Annotated in this window: 17 protein-coding genes and 1 pseudogene; 12 read left to right on the top strand and 6 right to left on the bottom strand. The window is 63.9% G+C overall.

Annotated elements, in window-relative coordinates; all coding sequences use genetic code 11:
- Nucleotides 1–4 precede the first annotated feature (4 nt).
- The 6 genes from P6U23_RS29555 (at nucleotide 5) to P6U23_RS29530 (ending at nucleotide 5353) form a co-directional block, all read left to right on the top strand.
- Complete coding sequence (locus P6U23_RS29555) at nucleotides 5–325, top strand: hypothetical protein (protein WP_407175913.1); 321 nt, start codon at nucleotides 5–7, stop codon at nucleotides 323–325.
- A 23-nt stretch (nucleotides 326–348) separates the two neighbouring features.
- Nucleotides 349–1701 (top strand): amidase, encoded by a 1353-nt coding sequence (locus tag P6U23_RS29550; protein ID WP_407175912.1) that lies wholly within the window; start codon nucleotides 349–351, stop codon nucleotides 1699–1701.
- Nucleotides 1694–2380, top strand: a complete 687-nt coding sequence (locus P6U23_RS29545; protein ID WP_407175911.1) for a DUF2848 domain-containing protein — start codon at nucleotides 1694–1696, stop codon at nucleotides 2378–2380. Before P6U23_RS29550 ends, P6U23_RS29545 begins: the two co-directional genes overlap by 8 nt.
- Nucleotides 2381–2503: 123 nt before the next feature.
- Nucleotides 2504–3253 (top strand): 2OG-Fe(II) oxygenase, encoded by a 750-nt coding sequence (locus P6U23_RS29540; protein ID WP_407181627.1) that lies wholly within the window; start codon nucleotides 2504–2506, stop codon nucleotides 3251–3253.
- Nucleotides 3250–3903 (top strand): DNA oxidative demethylase AlkB, encoded by a 654-nt coding sequence (gene alkB / locus P6U23_RS29535; RefSeq protein WP_407175910.1) that lies wholly within the window; start codon nucleotides 3250–3252, stop codon nucleotides 3901–3903. Before P6U23_RS29540 ends, alkB begins: the two co-directional genes overlap by 4 nt.
- 223 nt (nucleotides 3904–4126) lie before the next feature.
- Nucleotides 4127–5353, top strand: coding sequence for an MFS transporter (locus tag P6U23_RS29530; RefSeq protein WP_407175909.1), 1227 nt, complete (start codon nucleotides 4127–4129; stop codon nucleotides 5351–5353).
- A gap of 67 nt (nucleotides 5354–5420) precedes the next feature.
- On the opposite strand, the gene P6U23_RS29525 is transcribed toward P6U23_RS29530, so the two are convergent.
- From P6U23_RS29525 to hpaH, 6 genes and pseudogenes are all read right to left on the bottom strand, one after another.
- Nucleotides 5421–7046 carry a thiamine pyrophosphate-dependent enzyme gene (locus tag P6U23_RS29525; protein WP_407175908.1) on the bottom strand — a complete coding sequence of 542 codons (1626 nt, stop codon included), beginning with the start codon at nucleotides 7044–7046 and terminating at the stop codon, nucleotides 5421–5423.
- A 156-nt stretch (nucleotides 7047–7202) separates the two neighbouring features.
- Entirely contained in the window at nucleotides 7203–8075 is an 873-nt protein-coding gene (locus P6U23_RS29520; RefSeq protein WP_407175907.1) for a fumarylacetoacetate hydrolase family protein, read from the bottom strand.
- 160 nt (nucleotides 8076–8235) lie between these two features.
- On the bottom strand, nucleotides 8236–9219 hold the full coding sequence (gene hpaD, locus P6U23_RS29515) for a 3,4-dihydroxyphenylacetate 2,3-dioxygenase (protein WP_407175906.1): 984 nt from the start codon (nucleotides 9217–9219) through the stop codon (nucleotides 8236–8238).
- A gap of 106 nt (nucleotides 9220–9325) precedes the next feature.
- The gene (gene hpaE, locus P6U23_RS29510) at nucleotides 9326–10864 is read right to left on the bottom strand and encodes a 5-carboxymethyl-2-hydroxymuconate semialdehyde dehydrogenase (RefSeq protein ID WP_407175905.1); all 1539 of its coding nucleotides are present in this window, start codon (nucleotides 10862–10864) and stop codon (nucleotides 9326–9328) included.
- Nucleotides 10857–11255, bottom strand: a complete 399-nt coding sequence (locus P6U23_RS29505; RefSeq protein WP_407175904.1) for a 5-carboxymethyl-2-hydroxymuconate Delta-isomerase — start codon at nucleotides 11253–11255, stop codon at nucleotides 10857–10859. The genes hpaE and P6U23_RS29505 overlap by 8 nt, the downstream gene beginning before the upstream one ends.
- 20 nt (nucleotides 11256–11275) lie before the next feature.
- Nucleotides 11276–12078 (bottom strand): annotated as a pseudogene (gene hpaH / locus P6U23_RS29500) (2-oxo-hept-4-ene-1,7-dioate hydratase).
- A 112-nt stretch (nucleotides 12079–12190) separates the two neighbouring features.
- Here hpaH and hpaR point away from each other — a divergent pair.
- The 6 genes from hpaR (at nucleotide 12191) to P6U23_RS29470 (ending at nucleotide 18743) form a co-directional block, all read left to right on the top strand.
- On the top strand, nucleotides 12191–12727 hold the full coding sequence (hpaR, locus tag P6U23_RS29495) for a homoprotocatechuate degradation operon regulator HpaR (RefSeq protein WP_407175903.1): 537 nt from the start codon (nucleotides 12191–12193) through the stop codon (nucleotides 12725–12727).
- Nucleotides 12728–12959: 232 nt separating this feature from the next.
- The gene (locus tag P6U23_RS29490; protein WP_407175902.1) at nucleotides 12960–14108 is read left to right on the top strand and encodes an ABC transporter substrate-binding protein; all 1149 of its coding nucleotides are present in this window, start codon (nucleotides 12960–12962) and stop codon (nucleotides 14106–14108) included.
- A gap of 88 nt (nucleotides 14109–14196) precedes the next feature.
- Complete coding sequence (locus P6U23_RS29485) at nucleotides 14197–15072, top strand: branched-chain amino acid ABC transporter permease (RefSeq protein WP_407175901.1); 876 nt, start codon at nucleotides 14197–14199, stop codon at nucleotides 15070–15072.
- On the top strand, nucleotides 15069–16850 hold the full coding sequence (locus tag P6U23_RS29480; protein WP_407175900.1) for an ABC transporter permease subunit: 1782 nt from the start codon (nucleotides 15069–15071) through the stop codon (nucleotides 16848–16850). The genes P6U23_RS29485 and P6U23_RS29480 overlap by 4 nt, the downstream gene beginning before the upstream one ends.
- Nucleotides 16851–17582, top strand: a complete 732-nt coding sequence (locus tag P6U23_RS29475) for an ABC transporter ATP-binding protein (protein ID WP_407175899.1) — start codon at nucleotides 16851–16853, stop codon at nucleotides 17580–17582. It begins immediately after the preceding gene.
- Between the two features lie 75 nt (nucleotides 17583–17657).
- Nucleotides 17658–18743 carry a malate/lactate/ureidoglycolate dehydrogenase gene (locus P6U23_RS29470; RefSeq protein ID WP_407175898.1) on the top strand — a complete coding sequence of 362 codons (1086 nt, stop codon included), beginning with the start codon at nucleotides 17658–17660 and terminating at the stop codon, nucleotides 18741–18743.
- Nucleotides 18744–18795: the final 52 nt, after the last annotated feature.

The raw sequence follows: 18795 nt of genomic DNA, 5'->3' as shown, positions 1-18795 counted from the left end.
CGCGATGAAGTTGCGCGAAATCGCTCATTCCCGCACCGGCGACAAGGGCAATACCTCAAACATTTCCGTGATCGCCTATGATCTGAAGGATTATCCGCTGCTGCTCGACCAGGTGACGGCGGCGCGGGTGAAGGCTCATTTCGCCGGCGTTGTCGAAGGCGATGTGGTGCGCTATGAGCTGCCCAGGATAGGTGCGTTGAACTTCGTGATGAGCCGGGCGCTCGGCGGCGGGGTGACGCGATCGCTGGCGCTGGATGCGCACGGCAAGTCGCTGTCTTCAGCGCTGCTCGATCTGGAGATCGAGACGCCTGTCGATAAAGCGTAACTGAACTGTCAGGCGAGATGATCATGACCAAGCTTCCGACCCTTAACTCACTCGCCGATGATCTCGAAGCCGGCCGCACCAGCGCCCGCAAGCTGACTGAGGAATGCCTTGCCAGGATCGCCGACCCCGCCGGCGAGGGGCAGCGCACCTTCATCCATGTCGACAAGGATGCCGCGCTTGATGCGGCCGACGCGATGGATCGCCTGCGTAGGGCCAACGCGGCGCCCTCGCGCTTTGCCGGCATTCCGATTTCCATCAAGGACCTGTTCGACATCAAGGGACAGGTGACCCGCGCGGGTTCACGCGCGCTGGAGGATTCCGCCCCGGCCGAAGCCGATGCGCCTGTCGTGGCGCGGCTGCGCCGCGCGGGGTTCGTCGTGATCGGCCGCACCAACATGACCGAGTTCGCCTTTTCCGGCATCGGCATCAATCCGCATTACGGGACGCCGAAGGGCGCCTGGCGGCGGAGCGAAGGCCATATCCCCGGCGGCTCGTCCTCGGGCGCCGCGGTCTCCGTGCTCGACGGCATGGCGCATGGCGCGCTCGGCACCGACACCGGCGGCTCCTGCCGGATTCCGGCCGCCTATAACGGCATCGTCGGCTATAAACCGACGCAGCGGCGGATTCCGCTCGACGGCGGCGTGCCGCTGTCGTTTTCGCTCGACAGCTATGGGCCGCTCGCGCGCAGCGTCGGCTGTTGCGCGATCCTCGATGCGGTGCTGGCGGATGAGCCGGTCACGGCACTGCGCCAGCGCCCGATCAAGGGCGTGCGGTTGGCGGTGCCGACCACCATCGTGCTGGACGATCTTGATGAGCCGGTGGCGCAGACCTTCGATCGCGTTTTGAAAACATTGTCGCGATTGGGTGCCGAGATCGAACATATCGAAGTGCCGGAGTTCCTCGATGCCGGCCCGATCAACAGCAAGGGCGGCTTCGCCGCCGCTGAAAGCTACGCCTGGCATCGTTATCTGCTCACCAGCAAGGGCGACGTTTACGATCCGCGTGTCTCCGTGCGCATCCTGCGTGGCGAGGCCATCAGCGCGCCCGACTATATCGATATGCTCAACGCGCGCCGCTCGCTGATTGCGCGCATCAATGCGCGGCTTGCGTCCTATGACGCGCTGGTGCTGCCGACCACGGCCAATACCCCGCCGCGCATCGCCGATCTCGCCGCCGACGATAAGGCGTTCACGACCGAGAACCTGCGTTCCCTTCGCAACTGTTCGCTGATCAACCTGATCGACGGCTGCGCGATCTCGCTTCCTGCCCACAAGGAGGGCGAGGTGCCGGTGGGCTTCATGCTGGCAGCGCCCGGCGGCGCGGACCGCCGCATCCTCGAGCTTGCGGCTGCATTGGAGGGAGTGATCCGTGTTTGACCTCACCTTCACCGTCGACGGCAAGAGCACCACGACGCCGCTGACGCTCGCAATCGATCAGCTCGTGATCGCCGGCTGGACGGGGCGCGATCCCGTGGCGCGCGACAAGCACATTGCCGAGCTCGAGGCGCTCGGCATCGCGCGCCCCGCAACGACGCCGATCTACTACCGCGCCTCGGCGCGGCGGCTGACGCAGGAAGACAGCATCGAGGTCTGCGGCGGCGAGTCCAGCGGGGAGGTCGAATTCGTGCTGATCGGCTGGCAGGGGCGCATCTTTGTCGGCCTGGGCTCCGACCACACCGACCGCAAGGTCGAGACCTATAACGTCACCGTCTCGAAGCAGATGTGCGACAAGCCGATCGCGTCGGTGTTGTGGGAGCTGGAGGACGTCGCCGCGCACTGGGACCGGTTGATCCTGCGCTCCTATGCCTGCACCGCAGGCGAGCGCGAGCTCTATCAGGAAGGCACGTTGGACGCGATGCTGCCGGTCGACGAACTGATCAAGCGCGGCTTTGAAGGCGGCAAACTGCCCGACGGCTGCGCCATGTTCGGCGGCACCTTTGCCGCCAAGGGCGGCATCCGCCCGGCGGAACGGTTCGAGTTCGAGCTGAAAGATCCGGTGCTGAAGCGCAGCATCCAGCATGCGTATGACGTGATTACGCTGCCGGTGCGGGGCTAGGTTTATCTCCGCTGTCGCCCCGGCTTTCGCCGGGACGACGAGGAGTGCTAGGTTCCAGCGACACCGACATCACGCGTCGGAAATCGGGTGGTCGCACCCCGCGCGATCTGCGAGACTGCGGGCATGATCGCACACGCCAAGAAAATCGTTCGTACGGTTCCATCCTCCGACGTCGCCGCCCGCGTCGAGGCCATCGATTGGGCGCGCGTGGAAAGCGAGCTCGATGCGCAGGGCTGCGCGGTGTTGAAGCAGCTCCTCACACCCGAGGAGTGCCGGCGTCTCGCCGCGCTCTATCCTGACGATTCGCATTTCCGCAGCCGCATCGTGATGGCGCGCCACGGCTTCGGCCGCGGCGAGTACAAGTATTTTTCCTATCCCTTGCCGGACATCATCGCGCAACTGCGTCCTGAGCTTTACGCGCGGCTCCGCGGCATCGCCAACCGCTGGAACGAAGCGATGGGGATCGATATCCGCTACCCCGAACGGCATGAGGCTTTCCTCAAGCGCTGTCACGACGCGGGGCAAACGCGCCCAACACCGCTGCTGCTCCAGTATGAGGCCGGCGATTACAACTGCCTGCACCAGGATCTCTATGGCGAGCACGTCTTCCCGCTGCAGGTGGCGATCCTGCTGTCGGCGCCGGGCCGCGATTTCGAAGGCGGCGAATTCGTGCTGACCGAGCAGCGGCCGCGCATGCAGTCGCGCGCCGAGGTGGTCGCTCTATGCCAGGGCGATGCGGTCGCCTTTGCCGTGCATCACCGCCCGGTGCAGGGGACACGCGGGCCTTATCGCGTGAACATGCGCCATGGCGTGAGCCGCCTCCGTGCAGGCCACCGCCATACCGTGGGCGTGATCTTTCACGACGCCAAATGACTGCGGATCTGTTTGAAGGCGTCCTCGACATTGGCCCTGCGCAGCAAAAGATCGCGCAAGGCGCGATGCTGTTGCGCGGCTTTGCCAAAGCGTTCGAACATGATCTGATGCCCGCGTTGCACGCGATCATCGTGCAAGCCCCGCTTCGTCATATGCACACGCCGGGCGGTCACCAGATGTCGGTGGCGATGACCAATTGCGGCTCCGTCGGCTGGGTTACCGACCGTAGCGGCTATCGCTACGACGCCATCGATCCGCAGAGCGGAAAGCCGTGGCCGGCCATGCCGGCGGTTTTCCTCCTGCTGGCCCGAGAGGCCGCCAGTCGCGCGGGCTTCGCCGGTTTTGCGCCGGACGCCTGTCTGATCAATCGTTACGAGCCCGGCGCGCGCATGTCCCTGCACCAGGACCGCGACGAACGCGATTTCGGTCAGCCGATCGTCTCGGTATCGCTCGGCCTTTCTGCCGTTTTTCTCTTCGGTGGTCCGAAACGCGCCGACAAGCCGCAGCGCTACCGGTTGCAACATGGCGATGTCGTGGTGTGGGGCGGGCCGTCGCGGCTGTTCTTTCACGGCGTCGCGCCGCTCGCCGATGGCGAACATGCTGCAATGGGTCGCCAACGCATCAACCTAACCTTCCGGCGGGCGCGCTAGTGTTGTGAATCTCCGTCATTCCGGGGCAGCCCGCAGGGCTGAACCCGGAATGAAGAGGTTGTGGCGCGAGATTCCGGGTTCTCGCTTCGCGAGCCCCGGAATGACACCGAGTGAATCGGATGTCAGAGACACAACACTGGCGCCGGTCTTGCACGCGAAGGTGAAGAGCCGTCAATTTCGCCGAGGCTCCGGCAGGGCTATGCTCGCGCGCCGGAGGCCCTGTATGACCACCGAAGAGCTGGCAATCGAAACGAGCGCGGGCGCCAATCGCACCGGCCTCTATCTCGCATTCCTACAACTGGTGTTTACGCTGCTTTGGACCACCTACGTCATCTATCTGCCAAAGCTCGCAGCGCAGGTCGGGATTGCACCCGCCGCCGTGATCCTGATCCTGATGATGGATCAGGCGATCTTCACCGTCACCGACACCGCGATGGGCATCGTCGCCGACAGGATCGAAGCGCTGGTCGGCCGGATCGGCGTTTTCGTCGGCAGCTTGACGCTCTTGTCATGCGCGGCTTTCGCGGCTTTGCCCTTCGTCGCCGGTATAGGGCCGGGCGCGAAAGCCGGCCTGATCGCGCTGATCGCGATCTGGGCCGTGACCTCATCCGCGTTGCGCGCGCCACCGCTGATCCTGCTTGGCAAGTATAGCGCCAAGCCGCGGCTGCCGTTCCTCGCGGCCCTGGTCCTGCTCGGCTATGGCATCGCCGGCGCGGTGTCACCGTATCTGGGCGTGGTCCTGCGCGATCTGGACCCGCGGCTTCCCTTCATCCTGTCCAGCGTCGTGCTGTTCTTCACCGCGCTTGGTCTCGCACGTGTCGAGGCCGAAGTTGCTCAACAGACTGCGCGGAAGGGTCCGCGCACGCCTGCAAGGCCGCTCGGCAAAGTGCCGGTGCTCCTCATCGCGATGACGGTGCTGCTCGCACTCGGCTATCAGTTGCATTTTTCCGTCAACAGCGCCCCATCCTATCTGCGCTTTGCGAAGAACGACGACTTGCAATGGCTGATGCCGGTGTTCTGGATCGGGTTCAACATCGCGATGTTTCCGGCAAGCGTCGTGGTCAAGCATCGCGGTGGTCTGATCGTGATGGGCATCGCCGGATTGTTGGGCGCGGTTGCGATCGGGGTCGCAGAAATTGCGGGCAGTCTCAACACGCTGATCGTGGCCCAGTTCCTCGCCGGCTCCGCCTGGGGCTGCATGCTGATGAGCGCGGTCTCGGCCGCGCTCGCGATCGGCGCCACGGGCGCGGAGGGCAGGGTGACGGGCCTCGTGTTCTCCGCCCTTGCGCTTGCGACATTTGCGCGGATGGCGGCGGTCGCGGGCGGGCTGCAAAAACTGCCCGATTATGCGCCGTTGCTGCACTGGGCCCCGGTCGCGTGCTGGCTCGTCGCGGGCTGCGCGCTGCTGGTGCTTGCAGCCTCGAGGGCGCCAAGCGCGCGAGGGATCTAGTCTAGCTCTCTTACTCCGTCATTCCGGGGCGATGCGCCAGCATCGACCCGGAGAACAACAACAGAGACTACGGCCGCGTCGGATGAATGAACGTCCAGGGCGAGACTTCCGAGTCCCTTTCCACCTCGATCGCAACCAGATAAGGCCCGCCATGCGCGAGCGCCTTTTCCAGCGCGGGCCGGAAGTGATCCGGTGAGGTGACGCGGCTGGCCGCGACGCCAAACGACTCCGCGAGCTTGACGAAATCCGGGTTGACCAGGTCGGCCGCCACTACGCGGCCCTCAAAGCGGTTGCGCTGGTCACGCCGGACATTGCCGTAAGCGTTGTTGTTGAACACCAGCATCACCACGCCGATGTTGAATTGCACGGCGGTTGCGAGCTCCTGCACGCCGAACATGAAGCCGCCATCTCCGGTGATGGCGACCACCGGCTTGTCGGGATTGGCGACCTTGGCGCCGAGCGCGGTCGGAAAGCCCGAGCCGAGCGTGCCCTGATAGCCCGAAGTGATGAAGGTGCGCGGCTCGTAGACCGGAAAGCCGTACCAGGAGGCAAAGCCGACCTGAGACAGTTCGTCAGTGACGATGGCGTTGTCCGGCAGCACCTCGCGCAGGATGTTCAGATAGGCCATTTGCGGCTGCACCTGCTGAATGTCCGTGAGCGCAGCGGCGGAGGCTTCGGCGATCTCCGCGCGCCGGCCGCTGGTCTTGCGGTAGCCGGCCTTGCGGACGGCCGCAAGCAGGTCGCGCGTGCCCGCCTTCGCATCCGCTATGACCGCGACGTCGGGCGTGAGCCGCCGCATCTCGACCGGATCGATATCGATGCGCACCGATTTGATGCCCTCGGGCCGGAACGGCCAGCGGAACATGGTCGGCAGTTCCATGCGCGTGCCGATGCCGAGCATCAGGTCGGTCTGCGGCCAGAGCTTGTAGGCGGCCGCGATGGTCAATCCCAGTTCGTGGGCGTTGGAGACGATGCCGCGTCCGCTGCGGAACGCTACCACTGGCGCATCGATCAGTTCGGCAAGTTCGAGAATCTCTTCGCGTGCATCGATGGCGCCGCTGCCGACAAAGATCATCGGCTGCTTGCTGGCGCCAATCAATGCCGCGGCGGTCTTGATGCGATCGGGATCTGCAAGCGGCGCGGGGAACGGCTCGAACACTTTCGCCGGACCTGTTGCCGCGCGTTGGGTGAACACGTCCCAAGGCATTTCCAACGCAGCCGGGCCACGCCGGCCCGACAACATTTCCTGGAACGCACGGGCCACGAGCGTCGGCGCGACATCGGGATATTCGATGCGCTCCGCCCATTTCACGAAGGTGCGCAAGGTCGCAAGCTGGTCGGGCATCTCGTGCAGATGCCCGCGGCCCTTGCCCAAGAATTCCGTCGGCACCTGTCCGGTCAGACACAGCACCGGCTCGTTCGAGCCGAAGGCGGTTAGCATGGCGGCGCCTGCATTGAGCACCCCGGGGCCGGGCACGACGCTGAACACGCCGGGCCTGCCGCTCGATCGCGCATAGCCGTAGGCCATGTAGCCGCAGGCCTGCTCGTGCCGCGCGCCGATCACCTTCAACTGCGCCTGGTGAAACGCGTCGAACAGCCCGTAAACCTGCGCGCCGGGCAGGCCGAACACCGTGTTGATGCCGTGGGCGACAAGGCCGCTCACGATCGCTTCGCCGCCGGTCATTGTGGTCATTGCGGGATCCAGTTGATTGCGGATTGGCTTCGATCATGATCCGATTAGACGGAATCGGATCCTGATCTCATCTCTTTGTTTGAGCATGATCTCCGCGCAAACGCGTCCCCGCGTTTGTCGCGAGGGAAAACCGGTTTCCACTTTTCCGGATCATGCTCAGAGGCCTTCATCGATCACGCCGTTGCGCAACAGGCCGATGCCTTCGGCTTCGACTTCGACGACATCGCCGGGCTTGAGATAACGCGGCGGATCGAAGCGTGCACCGGCGCCGGTCGGCGTGCCAGTCACGATGATGTCACCCGGAACGAGCGTGGTGAAGGTCGAGATGTAGCTGATCAGGTAGCGGAACGGGAAGATCAGCCGCGACGTGCGATCGTCCTGCCGCGTTTCGCCGTTCACGCGGGTGGTCAGGCGGATATCGGCGATCTGGTTTTCGCTGGTATAGGGGACGAGCCAGGGGCCGAGGCTGCCGCTGGCATCAAAATTCTTGCCTTGGGTGACGTTGAACTTGGCGTGCCGCAGCCAGTCGCGGATGCTGCCCTCATTGCAGAGCGTCAGCGCTGCGATGTGGTCAAGGGCCGCACCTTCCGAAATGTGCCGGCCTGCTTTGCCGATCACCAGCACGACCTCGCCCTCATAATCGAGCTGCTGCGAGGCGCGCGGTCGCACCAGGGGCGTGTTGTGGCCGACGAAGGATCGCGGCGTACGCATGAACATCGACGGATATTTCGGCGCCTCCTGGCCGTCCTTGTATTCCGCGTTGCGATCCGGATAATTGACGCCGATGCAGATGATCTTTTCCGGCGCGGGGATCGGCGGCAACCAGGTGATGGCGTCCAGCGGATGATCGGGCGATTGCCGCGCCGCTTGGTCTGCGAGCTTTGAGAGTGCGCCGGCGGCGACGGCCTCGCGCAGCGTCGGGTAGTCTTTGCCATGACGCGCGGAGAGGTCGACGATGCCGTTGTCGAGCACGGCGCCGTACCTGGTCCTGCCACCAACGGAATAGGTTGCGAGGCGGGCGCAGGTCATGCTGGTTCTCCGTCGTCCCGGCGAGCGCCGGGACCCATACCGCGTGATCCATCAATCGGGCACGATGACAGACGCCCTTTGCCGCCACAACGCCCTTTGGTTATGGGTCCCGGCTTTCGCCGGGAGGACTCGTGGTAACAATCTTTGCTTTTCATCCCCATCAATCCGCAACCGTCACATCCGCAACAAACAGCGGCTCGCGCACCTTTTGCCCCGTGAAAGGCGAGCCCTGCTCGAACCATGAGCGCGGCGCCGGCGCGCCCCACAGCGTCTGCCGCCGCGGATCCTTGAGCGACCAGCGCAAGGGAGCGTGATCGTGGTCCATCGTAAAGTAGTCGCTGGTGTAGAGCTCCAGGCGATGGCCGTCGGGATCGCGCACGTAAAGAAAGAACGCATTCGAGATGCCGTGCCGGCCGGGCCCGCGCTCAAGGTTTTTCAGATATCCGCTGGAGGCCATGACATCGCAGAGATGCAGGACGTTCATCGCCGTCGGCACCCAATAGGCGAAATGGTGCAGGCGGGGACCATTGCCGTTGGTCAGCGCAAAGTCATGTACGTTGCCCTTGCGATGCAGCCAGGCCGCCGCCATGCGGCCGTTCGGCCCGTCCTCCTCGGCATATTCGGTGAGGCGGAAGCCGAGCCGGGCGTAGAAGTCGACCGTGTCCTGCACCTCGGCGGCAAACACGTTGAAATGATCGAGCCGTTGCGGATGACAACCTTTATAGAGATCGTAGCGGCGCAGCAGATGCGGCCGCTTCTCCATCGACGCATAAAGCTCGATCTGGAAGCCGAAGGGATCGGTGAACTGCAGGGTCCGGCCCTGAAACGGCTGGTCGGCGAAGGCGCAGGCGATGCCGTTCTCCGTGAAGAAGGAGGCGGCCTTGTCGAGATCGGCCTCGTTGCCGACCTTGAATCCCAATCGGTTGCAGGCCGGTGCCGCGGCTTTCCGCAGCACCAGCGAGTGATGCTGGTGCTCTTCGGCGGCGCGCAAATAGACGGTGTTGTCGTCGGCGTCCTCGACATGTAGCCCGACGGTGGTCTCGTAGAAGCTGCGGCTGAGCTGAAGATCGGTCACGTCAAGCACGACGTGACTTGAACGGATGATGTTGAAGGGCGGGTCGAAGACGTGTTGTGGAACGGGCATGTGGTTTCCCCCGGGTTTGGTCATTCCGGGGCGATGCTGAGCATCGAACCCGGAATCTCGAGGTTCCGGGTTCGCGCTCTCGCGCGCCCCGGAACGACGGTGTTGGTTAAATTCCCAGTTTTTGAATTTTATGCGTGCCTCGCGCCAGCGAGACGTGCTTGGTTTCCATGTAGAAGTCGAACGAATAGTCGCCGCCGTCGCGGCCGATTCCGGACGCCTTCATGCCGCCGAACGGCGTCGGCAGGTGGCGGACATTTTCCGAATTGAGCCAGATCATGCCGGCTTCCAACGCGTCGGCAACGCGCAAGGCGCGGCCCATATCGTTGGTCCAGACATAGCCGGTGAGGCCGTATTTCACGTCATTGGCGATTGCGATGGCGTCCTTCTCGTCACGAAACGGAATGACCGTGAGGAACGGACCGAACACTTCCTCCTGCGCGACCCGCATCTTTGCGTGTGCGCCGGTGACCAGCGTCGGCTGCACATAATGCCCGCCGCCCGGACCATCATGAGGCTTGCCGCCGACGGCGATCACGGCGCCATCCTGCCGCGCGACATCGAAATAGGAGCAGACCTTTGCCAGATGCCGCTCGTGAATCAGCGGTCCGATCTCGGTCGCGGGATCGAGGGGATGGCCGACCTTGAGCGCCTTCACCCGCGCGGCGAGCTTTTCGATGAAGGGCTCGGCGATGCTCTGCTGGATCAGCAGCCGGCTCGATGAGGTGCAGCGCTCGCCATTGAGCGAGTAGATCATGAACACCACCGCATCGAGCGCGCGGTCCAGATCGGCATCGTCGAATACGATCACCGGATTCTTGCCGCCGAGCTCGAAATGCACGCGCTTTAGGGTCGGCGCGCCCTGCGCCATGATCGCCGATCCCGTCGCGCTTTCGCCGACAAAGCCGATCGCCTTGATCGCGGGGTGCTCCGTCAGCGCCTTGCCGGACTCTTCACCAAAGCCGTGCACGGTGTTGAGCACGCCATCGGGAATGCCGGCTTCCTTGACGATCTTTGCAAGGAGATCGGCGGTGACGGGCGACCATTCCGCCGGCTTGTGGACGACCGTACAGCCGGCGGCAAGCGCCGGCGCGATCTTCCAGGTCGACAGCATGAACGGCGTATTCCAGGGCGTGATCACGCCGACCGGGCCGATCGGCACGCGCGTGGAGATATTCCAATGCTCACCGCTCGGCATGTTGAGGCCGTCGCGGGCATCGGCGCATTTATCCGCGAAGAAGCGGAAGTTTTCTGCCGCCCTGATCGCGGCCTTGGCCATGAAGCGATAGGCCTGGCCGGTATCGATGCATTCGAGCACGGCGATATCCTCGGCGTGGTCCTCGATGGCGTCGGCCACGCGATGCAGCAGCTTGCGGCGCAGCGCGGCGGACATGTCGCGCCAGGCAGGGAAGGCTTCCGCCGCGACGGTGGCGGCACGGTCGATATCCTCGGCATTGCCACGGGCGACGGTCGCGAGGACCGCGCCGTCCACGGGCGATCTGGTTTCGAAGGTCGCACCCGAGATCGACGGCACGGTCTTGCCGTCGATCATGTGCCCGATGCCGGCAGCTTTCAGCTTGGCAAGCAGCGGCGCGGCGCGGTCGAGATTGGCCTTGAACTGATCGGCTTTGGGCGTCGCCTTATCCATGAACAGCCTCCGCTTTGAGCGCTTCGTGGATGTTGTTGCGCTTGAAGCTCGTCTCCTTGTCGTTGATCTGCATGTCGAACGACAGCGCGAACTTGCTGGTCTTGAACAGGGGATCCAGGTGCTCGGAGAGCGCGCGAAAGACGTGCTCGCCCGACTTCTTGCGCGTGGCGAGATCGCGGCCCTCGCCAAGCCGCAGCACCATGTCGAGAAAGCCGTAGTCCTTCTTGCCATCCGCAATGGCATAATGTTCGCAGCGGATGGCGCGGACGCGGATGCCGCCGAGCGGGAAGATGCCGGTTTCCACCGCGGCCCTGCGAACGACCTCGACCACCTCAGCCATATCGAGACGCCCATCGAGGTTGGCGGAGTATTCGATCGTGAAATGCGGCATTGTCTACTCCACGCGCAAGATCAGGCGAAATAACAACTAACGGTTCCGTAAGGGCCATAATCGGCCTCGTGTCGCCCTTGCGGGTCTCGATCGGGCGAATGAACGACCCGGCGAGAACCACCTGGCCAGGCTCCAGCGCAAGGTCCAGCGGCGCGATCTTGTTGGCGAGCCAGGCCACTGCGGTGGCAGGATGGTTGAGCACGCCGGCCGCCAGTCCCGTCTCTTCCAATTGGCCGTTGCGGTAGCAGAGCGTGCCGATCCAGCGCAGGTCGGCGTCCAGCGGCCGCAACGGCCGGCCGCCGAGCACGATGCCGGCATTGGCCGCATTGTCCGCGATGGTGTCAAAGATCTTCCGCGTCGCCTTGGTTTCCGGATCGACGCGCTGGATGCGCGTGTCGAGGATCTCCAACGCGGGCACCACGAACTCCGTTGCATTGAGCACGTCGAACAGCGTGCAATCGGGTCCCGAGAGGCGCTTGCCCATGATGAAGGCGAGTTCCGCTTCCACACGCGTGGCGATGAAGCGGTCCGAGGGCACGAGCCCGCCATCGGCAAAGAACATGTCGTCGAGCAGCACGCCGGAGTCAGGCTCGTCGATGTCGAGCGCGCTCTGCATCGCCTTCGAGGTGAGGCCGATCTTGTGGCCTTTGACGATGCGTCCCTCGGCGCGCTTGATCTCGATCCACGCCTTTTGAATCGCGTAGGCATCCTCGATGGTGATGGCAGGGAAGTCCTGCGACAACTGCCGGATCTGCCGCCGGGTCTTTTCCGCCTGATGCAGGCGCTCGGCCGCAACGCGGATATCTTGCTGAGAAAGGGCCATACGCGCTCGCGAAAACCTGCTGCGGGGAGATATTTAACATGTTAAGTTTATCCGGGCAAATCGAATTGATGTTTGCTGCATTGCGAAATTTTACTGCGGATCGGAAGGGCTGATGGGGCGGACGAAATCATCGAGTCGATCGGGCGTGAGCCCTGCGTTGCCGGGACATCGGGTGCCGATGCGCGAGTTCTCGCGCTCGCTGCCGATGGCGCTGCTGCGGGCGCGCGAGGCTGTGATGCGGCAATTCCGCCCGTCGCTGCGGCGGCATGGGCTGACCGAGCAGCAGTGGCGAATCCTGCGCGCGCTTGCAGCGGTTGAGGCGAGCGAGGTGACGGAGCTTGCGCGTACCGCTTTTCTGCTGGGGCCGAGCCTGTCGCGGATCCTGCGCGATCTCGAAGCGCGCCGGCTGATCGAGCGACGCACCGCTGAAACCGATCTGCGTCGCGGCGTGGTCTCGATTTCCGAAAAGGGCCTCAAGCTGATGGAAGAGGTCGCGCCGTCGTCGGAAGCGATCTACGCCGCAATTACCAGGCGCTATGGCGTCCGCAAGCTCGCCGAGCTCCATGCGATGCTCGGCGCGCTGGAGGCGAGCCTCGGCGATCTCGACACGGAGGAGGCGAGTGAGGCTGCGACATCAGATCAGGAGTAAATGCAAATTTGCATGATGATCTGCGGCGGGACGCATAGCTGTAACTTCTGCACAGGCTTTGAGCACAGAAACGCCCTTGTTTACGGGCTTTCTGCGCCGTTAGTCGAAATCGCTGCGATAACAATTTACTCTCGCCGCGAGAGCCCTTAAAGAGCACCCGGTTTTCGCGATCGTGCGCGATCGCCAATACCAAGAAGGGCCGACAAGGATGCCCGGCCTCAGGGAGGTAGGAATGAAACTGACGAGACGCGATTTCGCGGCCGGTCTCGCCGCGGGAGTTGCAGCACCTTACATCATCAAGAGCGCGCGAGCGGAAGGCGCCGCGACCATCAAGATCGGCATGTGCGCGCCGGTGACGGGTCCCGCCGCAGAATCCGGTCGCTACGCCATTCAGGGCGCCAAGATCGCGCTCGAAGCCGTCAACAAAGCCGGTGGCATCCTGGGCAAGCAGGCGGAGCTGGTCATCGAAGACGATCAGACCACCAATCCCGGCATCGTGCTCGCATTCTCCAAGCTCGCCGCGCAACCGGACATCGTCGCCTTCCTCGGCTCGATCCGCTCCACGCAGGTGCACGCCATGGCGCCCGACGTGCTCAAGCTCGGTAAGCCCGTGATGATCGGCGGCACCGATCCGAATCTCACCCACATGGGCAATCAGTGGCTGTTCCGTTTCCGCCCTAATGACAGCTATTCCGGCCGCGTGATTGCCGAATACGGCGTCAACACGCTGGGCAAGAAGAAGTGGGCGATCCTGCATTCGACCGACGCGTTCGGCACCGCCGGCGGCAAGGCGCTGGCGGCGGCGCTGGAAAAGCTCGGCTGTCCGGCCGTGCTCGATCAGGGCTACGCCAACCAGAGCCAGGACTTCACGCCCGTCGTGCTGGCGATCAAGCAGTCCGGCGCCGATATTCTCGGCTCCTATTTCACGTTCGAGAACGATCTCGGCATCTTCGCCCGTCAGCTCCGTCAGCTCGGCGTCAATATTCCCTGGGTCGGCTCGCCCTCGATCGTCAATATCACCGCGCTGAAGCTCGCAGGTCCCGCGCTTTACAACACCTTCGGCGTTGCCGATTACGCCGAGGACTCCAGCGACACGGCCAAGACGTTCGGCAAGGCCTACCGCGATGTCGTCAAGGTTGCTCCTGATAACCAGAGCTCCTGGACCTACGATGCCATCAGCGTGCTGTCGGCCGCGATCAACAAGGCCGGTTCGACCGATCCGGCCAAGATCCGGGAGGCGATCCTGGCCACCAAGAAATTCCCGGGCGCCGAGGGCGAATATAATTTCGACCAGAACGGCGACGGGCTTCACGGCTACAACATCGTGAAGAACGACAAGGGCAACATCGTCTTCGACAAGCACATCGAATTCACCGATTGAGCCTTGCTTTCGGCCTCCGCCTGAAGCGGCGGGGGCCGATATTCCCCATCGCATCATCCAACGGACTTAAAGCCAAGCGAAACCGCTCATGGATCTCGTCCTGCAACTCTTGTTCACCGGGATCGGGATCGGCGCCGTCTATGCGCTGGTCGCGCTCGGCTTCGTGCTGATCTTCCGGGCCACCAATGTGGTGAACTTCGCGCAAGGCGAGTTCTCCATGGTCGCCGCCTATCTGATGGTGGTGTTCGCGGTCGATCTCGGCTGGCCTTATTGGCTGTCGTTCCTGATCGCGCTTGGCGGGATGGCGCTGCTTGGCGTCATCTTCAATCTCGGCGTCTATTATCCGCTGCGCCACCGCACGTTCCTGCCGGTCATCATCGCCACCATCGGCGCCTCGATCCTGCTCGACAATTCGGTGCTCGCGATCTACGGCCCGCAGCCGCAGGTGCTGCAGGGCTGGTTCGACACGCCCGGCATCCAGCTCGGCCCGGTCTATCTCGACGCGCAGTATCTTTTGATCATCGCGGTCACGATCGCGCTCGTGATCTTCAACTACTGGTTCTTCGAACATACCCTGCTCGGCAAGAAGCTGCAGGCGACCTCGCAGGACAAGGAGATGGCCTCGCTGCTCGGCATCTCCGTCTCCGCCATGATCATGATCACCTTCATCTATTCCGCGGTCCTCGGCGGGTTGGCGGGGATCCTGGTCGCGCCGGTCCTGTTCGTCTCGATCCAGATGGGCTCGACGATTGCGCTGAAGGCGTTTGCCGCGACCATCATCGGCGGTTTCGGCGACGTCGCCGGCGCCATCATCGGCGGGCTCGCGATCGGCGTGATCGAGACGTTCGGGGCGGCCTATGTTTCGGTCCCCTACAAGGACGGCTTTGCTTTCCTGGTACTGATCGCCTTCCTGATCTTCCGGCCGCAAGGCATCTTCGGCGAACGCGTGGCGGAGAAGGCATGAGCGCAGGAAGCGAGAACATGGCGGCGCCGGCCCCCGTCATCCGCAGCAAGCCGCTGATCGTGCGGCATCTGCCGTATTTCGTCGCCGCCGCGATCCTGGTGACGCTTGCCGGTATCATGCAGTTCGACGGCTACGTCCTCAACATCTTGATGCAGGCGACGACCTTCTCGATCGCGGTGTTCGGGCTGTCGGTCGTGCTGGGCCTGTGCGGGCAGATCAATTTGGCGCAGGCGGCATTCTTCGGCTTCGGCGCCTATGCGGTTGGCCTGGGCACCGCCGACCTGCATATGAGCTACTGGCTGTGCCTGCTCGCTGGGTGTCTCGCCGCGCTGGTCGCGGGCGCCTTCCTCGGCATGTCGACGCTACGGCTCGGCGGGCACTATCTCGCCATGGTGACCATCTCGTTTCAGCAGATCGTCACGCTCGTCATGATCAACGCGATCTGGCTCACCCACGGGCCCGACGGCGTCTCCAATATCGGCCGGCCGGCCCTGTTCTCGACGTCGCAGGGCTATCTCGCCTTCTGCGTCGCGGTGCTGGCGATCGTGGGCTACGTCGTCTGGCACCTGCCGGATACGAAACTCGGACGCGCCATGCGTGCGGTGCGCGACAATGAACTTGCCGCGGGCGTCAACGGCATCGATGTGTTCCGCACCAAGATCTACGCCTTTGGGATCTGCGCGGTGCTTGGCGGCCTTGCCGGCGGTCTCTTTGCCGGCGGCTTCGCCTATATCAGCCCCGACCAGTTCTCTTTCGCCGATTCCATCGTCTTCCTGACGATGTCGCTGCTCGGCGGTGTCGCCTCGCCAATCGGCTCGGCGATCGGCACGGGGCTGTTGATCCTGATTCCGGAATGGCTGCGCTTTTTGAAAAGCGTGCCCGGCCTTTATCTCGCGATCTACGGCCTGTTCGTCATCCTGATCATCCGCTTCATGCCTGACGGCATCTGGGGTTTCGTCGCCAACATCTTCGAGCGCTGGCGCGCCAAGACCAAGGCGCCGCCCGCCGTAAAGCCGCTGCAGTTGAAGCCGGCGAGCCTTAGTGGCGACATCGTGCTCGAAGTGCGCGCCCTCTCGAAGCATTTCGGCGGCCTCAAGGCGGTCGATGGCGTCGACATCGCGGTCAGGCGCGGCGGCGTGCACGCGCTGATCGGGCCGAACGGCTCGGGCAAGACCACGACGCTGAACGTGCTCTCCGGCCTCTACAAGGCGACCTCGGGCAGCATCATGCTCGACGGCACCGATATCACCAACATGCCGCCGCATCAGCGCACCGCCGCAGGGCTCGGCCGCACCTTCCAGAACATCCGTCTCTTCCGATCGATGACGGCGCTCGAAAATGTCGAGATCGGTGCCGAGCGGCCCGGCAACACCATGGTCGGGCAGGGTGGGGATGCCGCGCTCACCGAGCGCGCGATGGAAGCGCTGACCTTCGTCGGGCTCGGCCACCGCGCCAATGAGCTGATCACGAGCTTCTCCTACGGCCATCAGCGGCTGATCGAGATCGCCCGCGCGCTCGCAGGCAATCCGACGCTCTTGTTGCTCGACGAGCCCGCGGCCGGCTTGAACTCGACCGAAAAGCTCGAGCTTCATGAGCTGTTGAAGCGCATCGCAGCCCAGGGGCTGACCATCCTGATCATCGATCATGACATGACGCTGGTCTCGGAGGCGGCCCAGCACATCACCGTGCTCAATTTCGGACGCCGCATCGCGGACGGCGAGTCGATGGCGGTGCTGCGCCATCCCGACGTTGTCTCCGCCTATCTCGGAAGCGAATAAATGGCGCTGCTCGAAATCCGCGATCTGGTGGTTCGCTACGGCGAGATCGAAGCGCTGCGCGGCATCTCGCTCACCGTCGAGCAGGGCAAGGTCGTCACCCTGCTGGGCGCCAACGGCGCCGGCAAGTCGACGACCTTGCGCGCCATCTCGGGCCTGGAAAAACCGGCCGCCGGCGACATCCTGTTCGACGGCAAGTCCATCGCAGGTCAGGGGCCGGAGGCGATCGTGCGGCTCGGCATTTCCCACGTTCCGGAGGGACGGCGGGTGTTTCCCGGCCTGTCGGTGAAGGAAAACATCATGCTCGGCGCATCCAACCGCCGCGCCTCCGCCAAGGAGATCTCGCGCGAAGCGGATGCGATGTTCGACCTGTTCCCGGAGATCCGCTCGTTTGCCAATGCGCTAGGCTGGACACTCTCCGGCGGGCAATTGCAGATGGTCGCGGTGGCCCGCGGGCTGATGGCAAAGCCGCGCCTGCTCCTGCTCGACGAGCCCTCGCTGGGGCTCGCACCCGTCATCGTGCAGGCGGTGTTCCGGATCATTTCGCAGATCAGGCAAACCACGACGGTCTTGCTTGTCGAGCAAAATGCGCGCATGGGCTTGTCGGTCGCCGATTACGGCTATGTGCTGGAAACCGGCCGGATCGTGCTCGGCGGCAAGCCTGACGAATTGTGGGGCAACGAAGCCATCCGCGCCGCCTATCTCGGCGGTCATGCTAAGGTTGCGACTGCGTGAGACGCATGATCCGGAAAGGCCGCTGGCGGTTTTCCGCGAAGATCATGCCGAGATGAAAAAGAGAACGAACGATCCATGGTCACGATCAAGGTTGAGAACCTCATCGATTTTGTCGCCGATGTCTTTTCCCATGCGGAGTCCTCGCCCGAGGAGGCAAGGCGCATCGCGACCTACCTGACCACGGCCAACCTGACCGGCCATGACAGCCACGGCGTAATCCGCGTGCCCGTCTATATCCGCTGGAAGAAGATGGGCTCGATCGTGCCGAACCAGACCGCGGAGGTCGTGGTCGATACGCCCTCGCTCGTCGTGGTCGATGGCAAGTTCGGCTATGGCCAGACCGTGACGCCACAGGCGGTCAAGATCGGCATTGAAAAATGCAAGAAGGCTGGGCTTGCGGCGCTGGCCCTGCGCAACTCGGGCCATCTCGGCCGCGTCGGCGACTGGGCCGAAATGGCGGCCGCCGAGGGCCTGGTGTCCATACATTTCGTGACGGCCGCCGGCTCGCTCCTGGTGGCGCCCTATGGCGGCGTCGAGAAGCGGCTGTCGACCGCGCCCTATTGCGTCGGCATCCCGCGCGAGGGCCAGGATCCCATCGTGCTGGATTTCGCCACCTCGATCGTCGCCGAAGGCAAGTGCCTGGTCGCCAGCCGCGGCGGCAAGAAGCTGCCGACCGGCGCCTTGATCGATTCCGATGGCACGTTGAGCGAGGACCCCCATGTGCTCTACGGTCCCTATACGCCCGACGGGCCGCGTGACCACACCAAGGGCACCGGCGCGATCCGCGCGTTCGGCGAGCACAAGGGCTCCGGGCTCGCCTTCATCTGCGAACTGCTCGGCGGCGCCCTGACCGGCACCGGCGCCACTTCCGCGAACCGCCGCTTCGCCAATGGCATGCTGGCCTTCTACATCGACCCCAAGGTCGTCGATCCCCAGAACTTCTTCGACGGTGAAGTCACCCGCTATACCGATTTCATCCGGGCGACCAAGCCGGTCGCCGGTGTCGATCAGGTGCTGATCCCCGGTGATCCCGAGCGGAAGACCCGCGCCGAACGGACAAAGAACGGCATCCCCTTGCCTGATGATACCTGGGCGGCGATAGTGAACACCGCGCGCGAGGTCGGCGTCAGCGAAGCAAGCATCCAGCGGGCTACCAGCTAGAGCGAGACGAGTTTTGGTTGAGTCGGTGCGTGCCGCAGCTTCTGGTCACCTC

Source organism: Bradyrhizobium sp. STM 3562, from assembly GCF_045571435.1.
In the GTDB taxonomy this organism is placed as follows: Bacteria; Pseudomonadota; Alphaproteobacteria; order Rhizobiales; family Xanthobacteraceae; genus Bradyrhizobium.
Note: the sequence above shows the minus strand (reverse complement) of the source record. Positions and strands in the feature narration are given on the sequence as shown.